The organism is Nocardioides sp. (assembly GCF_050699375.1).
Classification (GTDB): Bacteria; Actinomycetota; Actinomycetes; order Propionibacteriales; family Nocardioidaceae; genus Nocardioides.
Genome location: NZ_JBOHDN010000039.1, coordinates 22,646 through 39,070, shown reverse-complemented (window position 1 = coordinate 39,070; position 16,425 = coordinate 22,646). Strand labels below are relative to the sequence as shown.

Sequence of the window (16,425 nt, the reverse complement as noted above, 5' to 3'; positions counted from 1 at the left end):
CGGGGGCAGATCCGCCGACTCGGCCCCACGAGTTGGCTCGTCAGCTCGTCAGTTCCTTCTTGATCTCGGTCTTGAGTACCTTGCCGACCTTGGAGCGCGGCAGGTCGGGCCAGACCTCGATCTGCTTCGGGGTCTTGACGGCGCCGATCCGCTCCTTGACGTACGCCTTGAGGTCGGCGATGTCGACCTCGGCCCCGGGGCGGGGGAGGACGACGGCGGTGACGCGTTCGCCCCACTTCTCGTCGGGGAGCCCGATCACCGCGCAGTCGGCGATGGCGGGGTGGGTCATCAGCGCCTGCTCCACCTCGGTGGAGAAGACGTTGAAGCCGCCGGTGATCACCATGTCCTTGGCGCGGTCGACGATGTGCAGGAAGCCGTCCTCGTCGAGGTAGCCGATGTCGCCGGTGTGGTGCCAGCCGTGGGCGCTCGCCTCCGCGGTGGCCTCGGGGTTGTCGAGGTAGCCGCGCATGACCAGCGAGCTGCGTACGACGATCTCGCCGCGTTCGCCGGAGCCGAGAAGCTCACCATGCTCGCCCATGATCGACACCGTCACCAGCGGCGCCGGACGGCCGGCCGAGGAGAGTCGCTCGGTGGCGATGGTGCCGTCCTCGTGGAAGTGGTCGCGGGGCGCCATCGTGGTGATCATCATCGGCGCCTCGGTCTGCCCGAACAGCTGCGCCATCACCGGCCCGATCCGGGTCAATGCCTCCTCGAGACGGGTCGCGGACATCGGGGCCGCGCCGTACCAGAAGCAGCGCAACGTGGACAGGTCGGTCGACGCCAGTGCCGGGTGGTCCAGGACGAGGTAGATGAGCGTCGGCGGAAGGAACGTGTGGGTGACCTGGTAGCGCTCGACGTGCTCGAGGAAGGCGCCGACGTCGGGCGTACGCATCACCACGATCTTGCCGCCCAGGCACAGGACCGGGAAGCAGAGCACGCCGGCGGCGTGGGTGAGTGGTGCGAGCGCGAGGTAGGTCGGGCGGGCCGGTGGGTCCGGCCAGGGGTAGGCCATCAAGGTGATGGCCGACATCGTCTCCAGGTTGGTGCCGGTGAGCTGCACGCCCTTGGGTCGACCGGTCGTCCCGCCGGTGCCGACGACCATCGCGAGGTCGTCGGCACCGGCGTCACCTGCGTTCGTCTCGATGGTCTGGCCGGGCTCGGCCGTCGAGACGAACTCATCCCACGTCAGCGCCCATTCGAGCGAGCCGTCCAGACAGACCAGAGTGGTCAGCTCCGGAAGGTCTGATCGGATCTGGTCGACCAGGTCGGCGAAGGATGCCTGGAAGATCAGGGCGGAGCAGCCGAAGAGGTCGAGAAGCTCTCGATTCTCCGCGGCCTCGCTGCGTGGGTTGATCGGACACCAGACGCCCCCTGCGCGACTGATGCCGAAGACGGAGGCGAAGGCGACCGGGTCGTTGGCCGACAAGATGGCCACCTTTGAACCGGGCTTGACGCCGCGGGCCCGGAGGCCCGCGGCGACCCGCACGGAGAGGTCGACGACCTCGGCGTAGGACCAGGTGTCCTCACCGCATTCGAGACAGGGAGCGTCCCCGCCGAGCGAGGCACCCTTGTCCAGGTAGTCGACGAGCCGCATCGGTGTCTCCTCAGCCCCGCTGCCGGGTGATGACCGGCTCCGAGACCAGTCCGAACGCCCGCAGCTGGCCGAGCAGCTCACGGTGGCCGAACGCCTGGCAGCCCGATGCGAAGCCGACCCGGCGGGGCGGCTGCTGGAGCAGGGAGTAGGCCGCGAAGGCCTGCATCAGCCCGGTCTGCTTGTAGTTCTGGTTGCCGTGGATGACGCAGTGCGCGCGTCCGAGGGGCCCGGAGGCGTGCACCGAGTCGAGCGACTTGTTCAGGCGCGGGTTCTCGCGGGGAGGCATCTCGTTCATCACCTGCGCGGCCGTCGCGGTCAGTGCCTCGTCCCGCTGCTCGGCGTCCATGTCCTTGGTCGCCTCCAGGGCGCCCGCGACGATCTGCGGCACCCCGTTCATCAGTGCATTGTTGAAGACACCGCCCTGGGCCTTGCAGCTGGCCACCCGCGGGTCGCGGCGGTACCACACCGGGTGAGACGTGCCGCCCCACGGCAGCGAGAGCGCCAGCTCGTGCTGGCCCGGCACCACGAGCGGGACGAGCCCGGCGGCCGGGTCGAACTCGACGTACGCGTTCTGCTCGAGGTAGTGCGCCTTCGCCGTGGCCGCGTTGACCAGGATCGTGCGGGTCGAGGCGATCGTCGGCGAGCCACCCCAGAAGACCGCGATGTCGAGGGTGTCGAGTCCCGGCTCCTCGAGGCAGAGCTCGGCGGCGATCTCACCGGTGGTGTACATCTGCGCGATGCCCGGCGCGAGCAGCAGCCCCTTGGCCGCGAAGTCGGCGCCGTACTTCTCCTCGCAGGTCATCAGCCAGTCCTGCTCACCGGTGGTGTCGGTGTAGTGGGCGCCGGCGGCGAGAGCGGCCTGGACCACCTCGGGCCCGTGCGCGGAGAACGGTCCGACGGTGTTGAGGACGACGCTCGCGCCGGTGAGCAGCTCGGTGAGGGCCTCGACGGAGTGCTCGACCTCGGCGACCTCGAAGTCGGCGGTCTCGATGCCGGGCACGTTGGCGCCCATCGAGGCGACCAGCTTGTCCTTGGAGCGACCGGCTGCCACGAACGGCACACCGAGCTCGCGGAGGTATTCGCAGACCAGTCGGCCGGTGTAGCCGGAGGCGCCGTAGACGACGACAGGCTTGTTGTCGCTCATCGTCACATCCCCATCCCGCCGTCGACCGGGAGGCCGACGCCATTGACGAACACGGCCTGGTCGGAGGCGAGGAAGACCACGGCGTTGGCCATGTCCTCGACCGTGCCGAGGCGTCCCGACGGGGTCAGCTCGACGACGCCGCCGACGGCGGCCTCCGGGGACTCGAAGAGGCCGAGCTGCGCGACGTCGTTGGCCAGTCCGGCCCCCATCGCGGTCGGCACCAGCCCGGGGTAGATGCAGTTGACGCGTACGCCGTAGCCGAGCTTGCCGCTCTCCATCGCCGCGACCCGGGTCAGCCGGTCCACGGCGCTCTTGGTGGCCGAGTAGACCGAGATGCCCGGGAAGGCGATCGTGGCGGCGACCGAGGAGACGTTGATGATCGCACCGCCCTTGCCGGCGGCGCCGTCGGGCCGCATCGTACGCAGGCCGTGCTTGAGGCCGAGGGCGGTGCCGAGGACGTTGATCTCGAGCATCTTCTTGACGTGCGCGGGGTCGAGCTCGGTGATCAGGCTGGTGATCTCCACGCCGGCGTTGTTGACCAGCACGTCGAGCCCGCCGAGACCGTCGACCGCTGCCGCCAGCCCGGACTCCCAGCCGGCGTCGTCGGTGACGTCGAGGTGCACGAAGACGCCGCCGATCGACTCGGCGACCTTGGTGCCCAGGTCGTCCTGCACGTCGGCGACAGCGACCTTCGCCCCTGCCGCGGCGAGCGCACGGGCCATGCCCTCACCCAGCCCTTGGGCTCCGCCGGTGACGAGTGCTGTACGTCCACTCAGATCTGTCATCTGTGACTCCTTCGTCGCTGTGATGTGGACCACAGGTAATCGCGGATCTTGACGACTGTCAAGATTTCTCTTGACGATTGACCAAAAAATGATCCGACGGACGCCGATACGTGCACGGGAGGGGGTATGGTTTCGGCCCATGACCCAGGTCGCCGCTGCCAGAGCGCCTCGACGCACGCCTGCCGACAAGCACGACGAACGCCGCAAGGCGCTCGCCGAGTCGGCCCTGCGTACGTTGGGGGAGCTGGGCTACGCACGCTCCAGCCTTCGCGAGATCGCCAACAACTCCGAGTTCAGTCATGGCGTCGTGCACTACTACTTCAACGACAAGCTCGAGCTGATCGTCTACTGCGTGCGCCACTACAAGGAGACCTGCGTCCACCGCTACGACGGCGTCGTCGCCGAGGCGACCTCGCCCGACGACCTGGCCGAGCGGTTCGGCGACAAGCTCGTCGAGACCATCGTCGAGGAAGCGCCGATGCACCGGCTCTGGTACGACCTGCGCTCGCAGTCGATGTTCGAGGAGAGCCTGCGCGAGGCGGTCACCCAGATCGACCAGAGCCTCGAGGACATGGTCGCTCGGGTCCTCGGCCGCTATGCCGAGCTCGCCGGGTCCGAGCCCGCGATCGACTCACCGGTGGCCTACGGGATGTTCGACGGTATCTTCCAGCAGGGGCTGCTGGGCCACCTCACCGGCCGCGACCACGCGCTGGAGGATCTGCGTGCCCAGGTGGTCGGGCTGCTGCCGATGGTGCTGGCGAAGTCCTAGGGCCCGCGTTCAGCGACGCACCGGCCGGCCGGGATAGGCGGTCGGGTCGAGAGAACCGTCGCGGACGACGAAGGTGCCGTCGACCAGGAGATGGACGACGCCGGCCGAGGGGCGGGTCGGGTCGACGTACGTGGCCCGGTCGGTGACCTGGTCGGGGGAGAGCACGACGAGGTCGGCGTCGGCGCCCGGGGCCAGATAGCCCTTGGTGCGCATGGCGGGGGTGAACGGGGCGAGCACCTGAGCCGGCAGATAGGCGCAGCGGCGGAAGGCCTCCGGCCAGGTCCAGGCGCCGCTCTCGCGGACCATCCGGCGCAGCGAACGGGCGTAGGTGCCCGCGGTGCGGGGGTGGGTGTGGCCACCGGGCGGAAGCGGCCACTCGCGGGTGTCGATGATGCCCCCGGGCCACTCCACCCGCATGGCGTCGCTGGCCACGATCGCGTCCGGGAAGGCCAGGGCGCGCTGGAGCATCGCGTTGTCGGCGGGGGAGTCCTCGTCGTGGAAGTGGACCACGCAGACGGCGCCGGGATCCGTGGCCCGCAGCTCGGCCAGGCGCGAGACCGAGCCGATCCGCTCGCCGGTGGTCACCATCGTGATCGAGGACGGCACCAGACCCCAGGCGCCCAGCCGCTCGGGGGCGAGGAAGAATGCGCCGACCGCGGTGGAGCCGGCGCCGTACGGATAGGCCTCGACGGTCACGTCGGAACCGGCCGTGCGCGAGTCCTCCAGCAGGCCGAGGACGCGGTCGACGTGGCGTCGGGAGGTGCTGTTGACGTGGCAGTGGTGCATCCGCGCGCCGGTCTCGGCGGCGGCGCGAGTGATCTCCTCCGAGCCGTCGACCGGGGTGGTGGGATCGGCCTCGACGATCTCGCGCACGTGGGTGAAGGTCGCGGTGCCGGTTGTGGCGGCCAGTCGGGCGACGTCGAGGAACTCGGCGGGGTCGGATCGTGGGGCGTAGCCCATCAGCACGCCGATCCCGAGCGCCCCCGCGGCCAGCTCGGACTCGAGCAGCTCGAGCCACGCGTGCCGCTCCGCGGCCGAGGACGTACGTTGCCAGGCAGGGTCACTGAGCATCGACAGCGAGGCCTCCAGGTCGGCGCCCGGCACCATCCCCAGGTGCGCGACGGCGCGCGCGTCACCCCAGGAGGCGGAGAAGCCGTAGTGGAGCACCCGGCCGTCGGCCGCGGCCCGCTCGTAGGCGAGGTCGAGGGGAAGCAGGCCCGACTCGAGGTCGAGGGTGGTCGTGACCCCGTCCATCGCCTGGAGCCGCTGCCCGGCGATCGAGTGGACGTGGCTGTGCAGGTCGACGAACCCGGGGCCGACGACGAATCCGGTCACGTCGATCACCTCGTCCGCCGGGCCCTCGGGCACGCTCCCGACGGCCACCACGGACCCGTCGGAGACGGCCACGTCGGCCACCTGCTCTGTCCCTGCTCGGGGGTCGGTCACCAGGCCACCACGGAGAATCAGCACTCCGCCATCAAACCGTCCCCAGCCACGGCGGGCCATTGTGAGATCGGACAACAGCATGGTCGGTTGACTGTCCGATGGGACGAGCACGGACGCCTCCGAGACTCCCTACGGTTTAAACATGCGGGGGCGGCGCTCCGCACACCCTCGAGAAGGAGATCCGATGACCATCGACACCGCCCACTGGGAGACCAGGCTCACCGAGCTGACGAAGAAGCACGGCGTTCCCGGAGCCCAGCTCGGCATCCTCCGCGTCGGCCGCGACGGCGCCGACGACGAGCTCTTCACCACCGCCACCGGCGTGCTCCACACCGCCACCGGCCAGCCCGCCACGACCGACTCGGTCTGGCAGATCGGCTCGATCTCCAAGGTCTGGACCGCGACCGTGGTGATGCAGCTGGTCGACGAGGGAAGGTTCGCCCTCGACAGCCCGGTCAAGGAGATCCTCGAGGACCTCGACCTGCGCGATCCCGGGGTCACCGAGAAGGTCACGATCCGCCACCTGCTCACCCACACCAGCGGCATCGACGGCGACGTCTTCACCGACACCGGACGTGGTGACGACGTGCTGGAGAAGTACGTCGCCCGCCTCGGCGAGGCCGCCCAGAACCACCCGCTGGGCGCCACCTGGTCCTACTGCAACTCCGGCTACGTGCTGCTCGGCCGGGTCATCGAGGCGATCACCGGACAGACCTGGGACCAGGCCATGAAGGAGCGGGTCTTCGCCCCGCTCGGCCTCACCCACACCAGCACCCTGCCGGAGGAGGCGATGGTCTTCGCCCACGCGATGGGCCACATGGGCAGCGGCGAGGACATCGTCGTCGCACCGGTCTGGGGGCTGCCGCGCTCGTGCGGACCGGCCGGGCTGATCACCGCGACCGCCACCGACGTTCTCGCCTTCGCCCGGATGCACCTGAGTGGCGGTCTGGCGAAGGACGGGGCCCGGGTGCTCTCGGCCGACTCGGTTGCGGCGATGGCCGACTTCCAGGTCGAGTGCCCGGAGAAGGACCTGCTCGGCGACTCCTGGGGCCTGGGCTGGTTCCGCTGCGACTGGCACGGCGAGCGCGCGATCGGCCATGACGGCAACACCATCGGCCAGGCCGCGTTCCTGCGGCTGCTTCCCGAGGCAGGCATCGCGGTCTCGCTCAACACCAATGTCGCCAGCGCCATCGCGCTCTACCAGGACCTCTTCGAGGAGATCTTCGCCGAGCTCGCCGACGTACGCCTCCCCGACCGCTTCGAGGTCCCCGCCGACGCGCCCGAGGTCGACATCACGCCGTTCCTCGGCGAGTACTCACGCGAGTCGGTCCTGTCGGAGATCCTGGTCCTCGACGGCAGGCCGGTGATGCGTACGACCGTCTCCGGACCCGTCGCCGAGCTCGAGGGAGCCTCCGAGCCGGAGGTGCACGAGCTGGTGCCGGTCGCCGAGGCGCTCTTCGCCGTCAAGCCCGACAAGTCCTCGGCCTACTTCCCCGTACGCTTCTACACGTTGCCGACCGGGGAGGAATACCTCCACTTCGGCGCCCGCGCGACCCCGAAGAAGGCCTGAATGAGTCAACCTCAGATCGACCTCCACCGGCTCCTGGCCGACGTCCGGGAGCTGGTCGAGATCGAGTCACCGTCCGCCGACCTGGATGCCGTCGCACGCTCGGCCGAGGTCGTGGCCCGCCTGGGCGCCGCCCATCTCGGCGCTGCGCCGGAGCGTCTGGTCGTCGACGGGGTCACCCACCTGCGCTGGCGCTTCGGGCCCGGGCCGCGCGTCCTGGTGCTCGGCCACCACGACACGGTCTGGCCGCACGGCACCCTGGAGCGGATCCCGTACGCCGTCACCGACGGTGTCCTGCGCGGCCCGGGCTGCTTCGACATGCTCACCGGGCTGGTCATGGCCTTCCACGCGGTCGCCGCGCTGCCCTCGCCCGATGGCGTCAGCCTCCTGGTCACGGGTGATGAGGAGCTCGGCTCGCCGTCCTCACGCGCGCTGATCGAGGCCGAGGCCCGCGAGGCGTCGGCAGTGCTCGTGCTCGAGGCCTCCGCGGACGGGGGCGCGCTCAAGACGGCCCGCAAGGGCACCTCGATGTATGAGGTCGAGGTCGTCGGGCGGGCCGCCCATGCCGGCCTGGAGCCGGAGAAGGGGGTCAACGCGACCCTCGAGCTGGCCCATCAGGTGCCGGCGGTGGCCGCGCTCTCCGACCCGGCCGCGGGGACGACGGCGACGCCGACGTCCGCATCGGCGGGCACGACGCTCAACACGGTGCCGGGCGCGGCGCGGTTCACGGTCGACGTACGGGCCTGGAGCGCGGCCGAGCAGGAGCGGGTCGACTCCGGGATCCGGGCGCTGGAGCCGGTGCTCGCGGGCGCGAAGCTGGTCGTGCACGGCGGCATCAACAGGCCACCGCTGGAGGAGGCGCTCTCGGGCGCGCTGTTCGAGCGCGCCGTCTCGGTGGCCACCCGGCTCGGGCTGCCGATGCCGGGGGAGGCGGCGGTCGGAGGAGCCTCCGACGGCAACTTCGCCGCCGGGGTGGGTACGCCGACTCTCGACGGGCTCGGCGCGGTCGGTGGCGGAGCCCACGCCGAGGACGAGCATGTCCTGGTCGACCGGGTCGTCGACCGCACGCTGCTGCTGCACGGGCTGTTGGAAGAGCTGCTGGCTGATCTTCCGGCCGGCGTTCCAGGAGGCCGGCCGTGACAAAGGCATGGGGGGCGTACGAGCGGGCCGCCGCGGCTGCCCGGATCACCGTCCGCGAGCTCGACGGGATCGCCGAGCTGCAGCGCGCCGAGCAGGTGCTCGGCAGGATCTGGGGCGTATCCGACAACCCGCCGCTCGGGTCCGAGCTGATGCTCGCGATGCGCAAGGCCGAGGGCTACGTCGCCGGGGCGTTCGACACGGCCGACGGGCCCGGCGGGGAGCTGGTCGGCGTCTGCGTCGGGTTCCACTCGGTGCCGGCGGCCCGGACGATGCACAGCCACATCGCCGGCGTGGTCCCGGAGATGGCCGGCCGGCACGCCGGCTTCGCGCTCAAGCTGCACCAGCGGGCCTGGTGCCTGGAGCGAGGGATCACGCTGGTGGAGTGGACCTTCGACCCGCTGGTGGCACGCAACGCCTACTTCAACCTGGGCAAGCTGGGCGCCCGCGGCGCGGAGTATCTCACCGACTTCTACGGCTCGATGGCCGACGGCATCAACGACGCCGAGGACGCCAGCGACCGGATCCTGGTGCACTGGGACCTGGACTCGCCGGAGGTGGCGGCCGCCTGCGACGGCCACCCGGCCAGGGTCGCCGATGTGGACGATGGGTCGTGGGTCGAGGTGCCTCGCGACATCGAGGCGCTGCGGATCTCCGACCCCGCCCAGGCAAGGGAGTGGCGTACGAAGGTCCGCGAGCAGCTGCTGAGCGGCCTGGAATCGGGCCGAGTGGCCGGCTTCGACCGCGACAAGGGCTATCTGTTGACCGGCACGAACCGTGAGGAAGGAATCGAATGAAGCTGGAAGGCGTGGAGCTGCGCCGGGTGTCGATGCCGCTGGTGTCGCCGTTCCGGACCTCCTTCGGCACCCAGACCGAGCGCGACATCCTGCTGCTGCGCGCGGTGACCTCGCAGAGCGAAGGGTGGGGCGAGTGCGTAGCGATGGCCGACCCGCTCTACTCCTCCGAGTACGTCGAGGCGACCGCCGACGTGCTCCGCCGATTCCTGCTCCCGGCCCTGGCCGCCGCCCCCGGCGAGATTGAACGGCACGGGGCGTACGCGGTCGGGAAGGTCCTGCATCCGTTCAAGGGGCACCGGATGGCGAAGGCGGCGCTGGAGATGGCGGTGCTGGACGCCGAGCTGCGCGCGGCCGGACGCTCGTGGGCCCGTGAGCTCGGCGCCGTGCACGAGCGGGTGCCGAGCGGTGTCTCGGTCGGCATCTTCGACTCGATCCCGCAGCTGCTGGAGGTGGTCGGCGGCTATCTGGGCGCCGGCTACGTACGCATCAAGCTCAAGATCGAGCCGGGCTGGGACGTCGAGCCGGTGGCCGCGGTCCGGGAGCGGTTCGGTGACGTCCCGCTGCAGGTCGACGCCAACACCGCCTACACGCTGCGCGACGCCCGCCACCTGGCCAAGCTGGATCCCTTCGACCTGCTGCTCATCGAGCAGCCGCTGGAGGAGGAGGACGTGCTCGGCCACGCGACGCTCGCCCGCCAGATCCGCACCCCGGTCTGCCTCGACGAGTCGATCGTCTCCGCCCAGACCGCGGCCGCCGCGATCAGCCTCGGCGTCTGCTCGATCATCAACATCAAGCCGGGTCGCGTGGGCGGCTATCTGGAGGCCGTGCGCATCCACGACCTCGCTGCGGCGCACGGGCTCGCGGTCTGGTGCGGCGGCATGGTCGAGACCGGCCTGGGCCGCGCCGCCAACGCCGCGTTGGGGGCGCTGCCGGGGTTCACGCTGCCCGGCGACATCTCCGCCTCCGACCGGTTCTACCGCACCGACATCACCGAACCGCTCACGATCGAGGACGGCCACATGACCGTCCCGACCGGACCGGGCCTCGGGGTCACCCCCGTCCCCGAGATCCTGGAGTCGTTCACCAACTCGACCGAATGGATCCCGCTCGCCCCGGGCTCGGCCTAGGATTCCGGGCGTGAGCCAGCGTCCGCGCGCGAGCCTGGGCCGAGTCCTCGACGACCTCGGCGACTCGCTCCTCGAGCTGCTGGCCGGCGACCCGGCCCACGAGGGCGAGATCGGGGGAGCGGTCATCCACGACCCCGACGACGAGCCGGTCCATCCCGCCGGAGCGCTGGTCCTGGCCGTCGGGGTGCCGCCGGGCGATCTGCCCGAGCTCGTCGGCGATGTAGGCCGGCGCGGCGCGGTCGGGCTGGTCGTACGCGCTCCCGTCGTGCTGAGCGCGGCCCTGGCCGCCGCGGTCGACGAGGCCGGGATCGCCTTGCTGGGGCTGCGTCGCGGGGCGACCTGGACGCAGCTGACCGCGCTGCTGCGCTCGCTGCTGGCCGAGGGCGACATCGGCCCGGCCGAGGCCGACACGCTCGGCGGTCTGCCCTCGGGCGACCTCTTCGCCGTCGCCAACGCGATCGGTGCGCTGCTGGACGCGCCGGTGACGATCGAGGACCGCAGCTCCCGGGTGCTCGCCTTCTCGGGCCGCCAGGACGAGGCCGACGCCTCCCGGGTCGAGACGGTCATCGGCCGTCAGGTGCCCGAACGCTACGCCCGGATGCTCACCGACCTCGGCGTCTTCCGCGAGCTCTACCGCGAGCACCGGCCCGTCGTCGTCGACCCGGCCCGGCTCGACGAGGACAGGATCAGCAAGCAACGCGTGGCGATCGCCGTACGCGCCGGCGACGAGGTGCTCGGCTCGATCTGGGCCGCGATGGACGGTGAGGTCACGCCCGAGCGAAGCGCGGCCCTGCGCGACGCCGCCAGCCTGGTCGCGCTCCACATGCTGCGCGTGCGGGCCGGTGCCGACGTGCAGCGGCGGCTGCGTACCGACCTGGTCAGCTCGGTGCTCGAAGGCGGCGCCGGCGCGCGGGACGCGCTCGGCCGGCTCGGCCTCGCCGGACGTCCGGTGGTGGTGCTCGCCATGGCGCAGCGCCACGAGGTCTCAGCGGAGCACGAGCACGAGCCGGACCCCGGCGGCGCCGGCAGCCTCGAGCGCGCGGCCGACGCGCTCGCGGCGCACCTCTCGGCCGCCGTGCCGGCCTCGGCCGTCGCGGTCGTCGGCGGCATCGCGTACGCCCTGGTCCCGCTGCCCGGCGACGGCTCCGAGCCCGAGGAACGGGCGACCAGGCTGGGCCGGGAGTTCTGCGAGCGCCTCGGATCTCGGCTGCCGGTCGTCGTCGGTATCGGTGGCGTCGGCTCCGACGTCAGCGCGATCGTCGCCTCGCGTGAGGCCGCCAACCGAGCGCTGCGGGTGCTCCGCGACGGCGTCGCTCCAGGGACGGCGTCTCGTTCGGTGGCACGACTCTCCGACGTCTACACGCAGTCGCTGCTTCTCGAGCTGCGCGACCTCGCGGCCGCTCGCGGCGAGCGCCCGGTCGGCCCGATCGCGCGGCTGCTCGACTACGACGCGCGCAACGACTCCGGCCTGGCCGAGACCCTGGACGCCTGGCTGGATGCCAACGGCGACGTACGCTCCGCTGCCGGCGCCCTCTTCATCCACCCCAACACGCTGCGCTACCGGCTGCGCCGGCTCGAGCAGGTCAGCGGCCTGGACCTCTCCGACCCGGAGCAGCGCTTCGCGGCGATGCTCCAGCTGCGGATCCTGGCTCCACGCTGAGCGAGGCTAGGGCACGGTCAGCGTCGCGAGCGCATCCCGAGCCGGGCGGTCTCCCCGGTGGCGGTCCGTTCGAGCGCGGCGATGAGGGTGCGGGCGTCGTAGCGGCCCTCGTGGCGGTGGGTGCCGACGAAGAACGTCGGGGTGCCGCGGGCGCCGCTCGCGGTGGCGGAGTCCATGTCGTCGCGGACGTGCTGGGCGAGCTCGGGGTCCTCGAGGTCGCGGAGGAACTCCTCGATGTTGAGGCCGAGCTCGCCGGCATAGCCGGCGAGGTCCTTGTGCTCGAGCTCGCTCTGGTGGGCGAAGAGGTGCTTGTGCATCTCCCAGAACTTGCCCTGCCGCGCTGCGGCCTCGGCGGCGACCGCGGCCAGCTCGGCGTGCGGGTGCTGGGGGAGGGGCAGGTGGCGTACGACGTAGCGGATCCGTGGCCCGAAGTAGTCGCGGACCTCGTTGGCGGTGCCGGTGGCGCGGGCACAGAAGGGGCACTCGTAGTCGAGGTACTCGACCAGGGTGACCTCGGCGTCCTCGGCACCGAAGACGTGGTCGCGCGCCGGGTCCACGGGTGGCGAGAGCACCTTCGGCAGGGCCGCGTCGCGTTGGCCGAGATAGCGCGCGGCGACCTGGAAGATCACCCAGCCGAGCGCGGAGGCGAGGACGACGGAGATGAGCACGCCGACGATCGCGTCGCGCTGCAGGGTCTCGGAGTCGAAGGCGAGGGTCGTGATCAGCAGGGAGACGGTGAAGCCGATCCCCGACAGGGCGGCGCCGCCGAGGACGTGACCGCCGCCCACTCCCTGCGGGAGCCGTCCGATGCGCAGCCGGGTGGCGAGGTAGGCCGCGCCGCCGATGCCGAGCGTCTTGCCCAGGACCAGCCCGGCCACGACGCCCCAGGTCACCGGTGAGGTGAGTGCCTCCCCGAGGACGCCGTCACGCAGGTCGACGCCGGCGTTGGCGAGCGCGAAGACGGGCACGATGAGATAGCTCGTCGGCACGTGCAGCGTCTCCTGGAGGCGCTCGTTGACCGAGATCGTACGGGTCAGCTCGTCGCGCGTCTCGCGCTGCAGCGTGGGCAGCGGGGACTGCCGGAACGCCCGGAACCGCGAGGTCGCGACCTCCATCTGGGCCCGGGTCGGCTCCGCGGCGGGGACCAGCAGTCCGGCGAGCATCCCCGCGATCGAGGCGTGCAGACCGGCGCCGAGGGTCGCTATCCACGCGATGAGGACGAGCAGGACGTACGGCCCGGCCCGCCACACCTTGACCCGGTCGAGCACGAAGATCCCGACCAGGGCCAGCCCGGCCGCCACCAGGGGGCCGATCTGCAGCTGCTCGGTGTAGGCGACCCCGATGACGCTCACTGCCACGATGTCGTCGATGACGGTCAGGGTGAGCAGGAAGATGCGCAGCTGGGTGGAGACCGCCGGCCCGACCAGCGCGAGCATGCCGAGCAGGAACGCCGTGTCGGTGCCGATCACGATGCCCCACCCGCGGGCCGCCTCGCCCGAGTGGTTGAAGATCAGGTAGATCAGGGCGGGCAGGATCAGCCCGCCGGTCCCGGCGACGAGCGGCACCACCATGCGGCGGCGGTCGGTGAGCTCGCCGACCGCGAGCTCGCGGCGTACCTCCAGGCCGACCACGAAGAAGAAGACCACCATCAGGCCGTCGTTGACCCAGTGGTGCAGGCTCATCGAGAGCCCGACGTCACCGAACCGGACCGACAGGACCGTCTCCAACAGGTGCTCATAGCCGTGGGACCACGCCGAGTTGGCCCAGGCCAGCGCCAGCAGCGAGGCGACGACGAGCAGTGCGGCGCTCGTCGACTCCAGGTGCACGAAGTGCCGCAGCGCGGTGCCGAGCTGTCCGGTCGGATCCGCGTCGCCGCGGGTGCGACTCTGTTGTGTTCCCACGCGATGACTCTAGGCAGGTGCCGTCCGAGGCGCACCCGGTCCTGGCAGCTGAGACACGAAACACCTACAGATGCGTGACCTGTCATCTACAGCGTCGTTAGGCCTTGGTGACGGCAGGTGGAGGCTGATCTCGGCCCACCGATGTCGTCCTGGGGGCTTTCCGGTGCTGGCGCACCTGTCCAAACAGGCATAAACGCGCGCACCGTGGCAATAGCCTGATCTAGCTATGTCAAGCGGGCCATAGTGCCCGAAAAAAGTAGAGGACAAAGTCCTTTCAAGACTTCCTTGAAAGGAAAGACGGGAGTTAGATGGGCCACATGACAACTAGGCGTTCTCGGCCCGGCCGCCCTAGGCATGTTCCCGACTCCGGTACGACCTCTCCACGCGATCAGATCCTGGACGCAGCCTCTCGGCTCTTCGTCTCCCAGGGCTTCGCCGCGACGTCCACCCGCGAGATCGCCGACATGGTCGGAATCCGGCAGGCATCGCTCTACTACCACTTCGCGGGCAAGGACGAGATCCTCGCCGAGCTGCTCCGCAGGTCGGTCCGCCCGACCACGGACAAGGTGGAGAAGATCCTCGCCCAGGTGCCGCCGCTCGACTACGAGACGGCGCTGTACCTGCTGGTGCTGGTCGACGTACGCACGCTGGCGGACGTGCCGCACAACGTCGGCATGCTCTACCAGCTGCCCGATGTGGCCAAGTGCGAGATCTACGACGAGTTCCGCACCGAGCACGAGGAGCTGGCCGGTCACTACGCGCGCCTTGCCGGCGAGGTGACCTCGAAGACCGTGCGCTCGGCCATCAGCTACAAACAGCTGGGTGACCTGCTCATTCAGATGGTCGAGGGCGTGATCAACATGCGCACCGAGAACCCGTCCCGCCGGATCCCGTGCGCGGAGGCGTGGGCGATCGCGGCCTCTGCGCTGCGGATCTGTGGCGTCGACCAGGAGAAGATCGAAGCCGCGGCGCCGATCGCGATCGAACTGCTCCCGCAGTTCATGGAGGAGAAGGTCGTCGAGCCGGCCTGAGGTCCACCGACCAGCCGGCCGTAACCCGGTGGACGGGGACGCGACCATGGGCTTCGATGTTGGGCATGACCCTTCTCGTCTCGCACACGACCATCGACTGCCATGACGCGTACGCGCTCTCCGAATGGTGGAAGGCGCTGCTCGGCTATGTCGATGTGGAGGGCGACCCGAATCTCCCCGGACACGAGGAGTGCATGATCCTCGACCCGGAGACCGGCCATCAGCTGCTGTTCATCGAGGTCTCCGACGACCCGCTGCCGGCCAAGCGCATCCACCTCGACCTACGCCCGCGGGATGCGACGCAGGACGAGGAGGTCGAGCGGCTGCTCGGAGAGGGCGCGACCCAGGTCGCCGATCACCGTGGGAAGTATGGTCCCGGGACCGGCTGGGTGATCTTCGCCGATCCCGAGGGCAACCAGTTCTGTGTGCTGCGCTCCAAGGCCGAGGTCGCCGCCCAGGCGCAACCCTCAGGGGTGTAGGAGCGCATACAGGCTGGAGAAGCCCTGATCGCCGTGGCCGTCGGCGATGCGGCGGTCCATGAGCGCCTTCACCTCCCGCATCCGTACGGCCTCGACGCCTGCCGACTCCCGATGTCCGATCAGATCGTCCATCAGGGCCGCCTGGACGTCGAGCGAGCCGAGGTCGGGGCCGTACGTCTCGCTCTTGATCGCGCTCGCCATCATCTTCAGCAGCCCGGCGTAGCCGGCCAGCGACCCGGCGAGGCGGTCGGTGAACGCCTCCAGGTCCATACCCTCGGCCTCGACCAGGCTGAGCGTGTGCAGGAAGCCGACCAGGAACTCGTAACCCATCGCGACCTGGGCGTTGAACTCGACGGCCGCGTGCCCGGCGTCAGGGCCGTAGTAGGCGGCGGAGCCGAGGGTTCGAAGCGTCGGCTGGACGGCGTCGTACGTGTCGCGGTCGCCGCTGAAGGCCAGTGACATCTTCGGTGTGCCCACGTCGGGCGGGTCGCCCATGACCTTCCCGTCGACGTACGCCGCCCCGTGGGCGAGTGCCCAGCACTGGTTGGCTCGTGCCTGGTCGGGGGAGCCGCTGGTCAGGCTGACGAGAGTGTGGCCTGCGGCCGCCTCGCCGACGGCCTCGAGCACGTCCTCGACGGCGGTGTTGTCCAGGAGGCTGAGGATCGTCAGCGGGCTGGCGGCCACCGCCTTCCCCGCTGTCGACGCCACCTCGGCCCCTGCCTCGAAGAGCGCGTCGGCCTTGTCCGCGGTCCTGTTCCAGACCGTGGTCCGGTAGCCGCGCTCGAGCAGTGCCCGTGCGACCGCTGAGCCCATGTTGCCCAGGCCGATCACGGTGACGGCGGGCCGATCGGTGCTCTCAGTCATGTTTCAACTCCATCTGTCGTCGTGGTCCAACCATGGTTGAAGATGAAGTGAACTTGAGGTCAAGGGGCCCGATCGCTCGCCTCCATGCGATGTCTGATTCTCGCCAGAAAGCTCCGCCTCGAAC

Annotated in this window: 14 protein-coding genes; 8 read left to right on the top strand and 6 right to left on the bottom strand. The window is 70.5% G+C overall.

The annotated features are described in order from the left end of the window. Nucleotides 1–40: 40 nt before the first annotated feature. Genes ACRDPS_RS02200 through ACRDPS_RS02190 form a run of 3 tightly spaced genes read right to left on the bottom strand, consistent with a single transcriptional unit; the run spans nucleotide 41 to nucleotide 3,523 of the window. On the bottom strand, nucleotides 41–1,594 hold the full coding sequence (locus tag ACRDPS_RS02200) for an acyl-CoA synthetase (protein ID WP_431499980.1): 1,554 nt from the start codon (nucleotides 1,592–1,594) through the stop codon (nucleotides 41–43). Between the two features lie 10 nt (nucleotides 1,595–1,604). Then, nucleotides 1,605–2,738, bottom strand: coding sequence for a DUF5938 domain-containing protein (locus ACRDPS_RS02195; protein ID WP_431499979.1), 1,134 nt, complete (start codon nucleotides 2,736–2,738; stop codon nucleotides 1,605–1,607). Between the two features lie 2 nt (nucleotides 2,739–2,740). Further along, nucleotides 2,741–3,523, bottom strand: a complete 783-nt coding sequence (locus ACRDPS_RS02190; RefSeq protein ID WP_431499978.1) for an SDR family NAD(P)-dependent oxidoreductase — start codon at nucleotides 3,521–3,523, stop codon at nucleotides 2,741–2,743. Between the two features lie 139 nt (nucleotides 3,524–3,662). On the opposite strand from ACRDPS_RS02190, the gene ACRDPS_RS02185 reads away from it, so the two are divergent. Further along, nucleotides 3,663–4,292, top strand: coding sequence for a TetR/AcrR family transcriptional regulator (locus tag ACRDPS_RS02185; protein WP_431499977.1), 630 nt, complete (start codon nucleotides 3,663–3,665; stop codon nucleotides 4,290–4,292). 9 nt (nucleotides 4,293–4,301) lie between these two features. Here ACRDPS_RS02185 and ACRDPS_RS02180 read toward each other — a convergent pair whose 3' ends face one another. Further along, complete coding sequence (locus tag ACRDPS_RS02180; RefSeq protein ID WP_431499976.1) at nucleotides 4,302–5,762, bottom strand: amidohydrolase family protein; 1,461 nt, start codon at nucleotides 5,760–5,762, stop codon at nucleotides 4,302–4,304. 160 nt (nucleotides 5,763–5,922) lie between these two features. Here ACRDPS_RS02180 and ACRDPS_RS02175 point away from each other — a divergent pair, with 160 nt between their 5' ends. From ACRDPS_RS02175 to ACRDPS_RS02155, 5 genes are read left to right on the top strand one after another with little or no spacing between them, the layout of a single operon-like run. After that, entirely contained in the window at nucleotides 5,923–7,308 is a 1,386-nt protein-coding gene (locus ACRDPS_RS02175; protein ID WP_431499975.1) for a serine hydrolase domain-containing protein, read from the top strand. Continuing rightward, the gene (locus ACRDPS_RS02170; protein WP_431499974.1) at nucleotides 7,309–8,445 is read left to right on the top strand and encodes a M20 family metallopeptidase; all 1,137 of its coding nucleotides are present in this window, start codon (nucleotides 7,309–7,311) and stop codon (nucleotides 8,443–8,445) included. It begins immediately after the preceding gene. Beyond that, entirely contained in the window at nucleotides 8,442–9,239 is a 798-nt protein-coding gene (locus ACRDPS_RS02165; RefSeq protein WP_431499973.1) for a GNAT family N-acetyltransferase, read from the top strand. The genes ACRDPS_RS02170 and ACRDPS_RS02165 overlap by 4 nt, the downstream gene beginning before the upstream one ends. After that, nucleotides 9,236–10,366: an o-succinylbenzoate synthase gene (menC, locus tag ACRDPS_RS02160; RefSeq protein WP_431499972.1), complete on the top strand. Its 1,131-nt coding sequence runs from the start codon at nucleotides 9,236–9,238 to the stop codon at nucleotides 10,364–10,366. The genes ACRDPS_RS02165 and menC overlap by 4 nt, the downstream gene beginning before the upstream one ends. Nucleotides 10,367–10,376: 10 nt before the next feature. Beyond that, nucleotides 10,377–12,026, top strand: a complete 1,650-nt coding sequence (locus ACRDPS_RS02155; RefSeq protein ID WP_431499971.1) for a PucR family transcriptional regulator — start codon at nucleotides 10,377–10,379, stop codon at nucleotides 12,024–12,026. Nucleotides 12,027–12,043: 17 nt separating this feature from the next. Here the strand turns inward: ACRDPS_RS02155 and nhaA are convergent, their stop codons facing one another. Continuing rightward, nucleotides 12,044–13,927 carry a Na+/H+ antiporter NhaA gene (gene nhaA / locus ACRDPS_RS02150; protein ID WP_431499970.1) on the bottom strand — a complete coding sequence of 628 codons (1,884 nt, stop codon included), beginning with the start codon at nucleotides 13,925–13,927 and terminating at the stop codon, nucleotides 12,044–12,046. Nucleotides 13,928–14,244: 317 nt separating this feature from the next. Between nhaA and ACRDPS_RS02145 the strand changes: the two genes are divergently transcribed. Together ACRDPS_RS02145 and ACRDPS_RS02140 are read left to right on the top strand one after the other, a co-directional pair. Then, nucleotides 14,245–14,958 (top strand): TetR/AcrR family transcriptional regulator, encoded by a 714-nt coding sequence (locus ACRDPS_RS02145; RefSeq protein WP_431499969.1) that lies wholly within the window; start codon nucleotides 14,245–14,247, stop codon nucleotides 14,956–14,958. A gap of 65 nt (nucleotides 14,959–15,023) precedes the next feature. Next, a complete protein-coding gene (locus tag ACRDPS_RS02140) occupies nucleotides 15,024–15,437 on the top strand; it encodes a VOC family protein (RefSeq protein WP_431499968.1) in 414 nt (137 codons plus the stop codon). On the opposite strand, the gene ACRDPS_RS02135 is transcribed toward ACRDPS_RS02140, so the two are convergent. Beyond that, nucleotides 15,426–16,301 carry an NAD(P)-dependent oxidoreductase gene (locus ACRDPS_RS02135; RefSeq protein ID WP_431499967.1) on the bottom strand — a complete coding sequence of 292 codons (876 nt, stop codon included), beginning with the start codon at nucleotides 16,299–16,301 and terminating at the stop codon, nucleotides 15,426–15,428. The two genes, ACRDPS_RS02140 and ACRDPS_RS02135, sit on opposite strands and share 12 nt — an antisense overlap. Nucleotides 16,302–16,425: the final 124 nt, after the last annotated feature.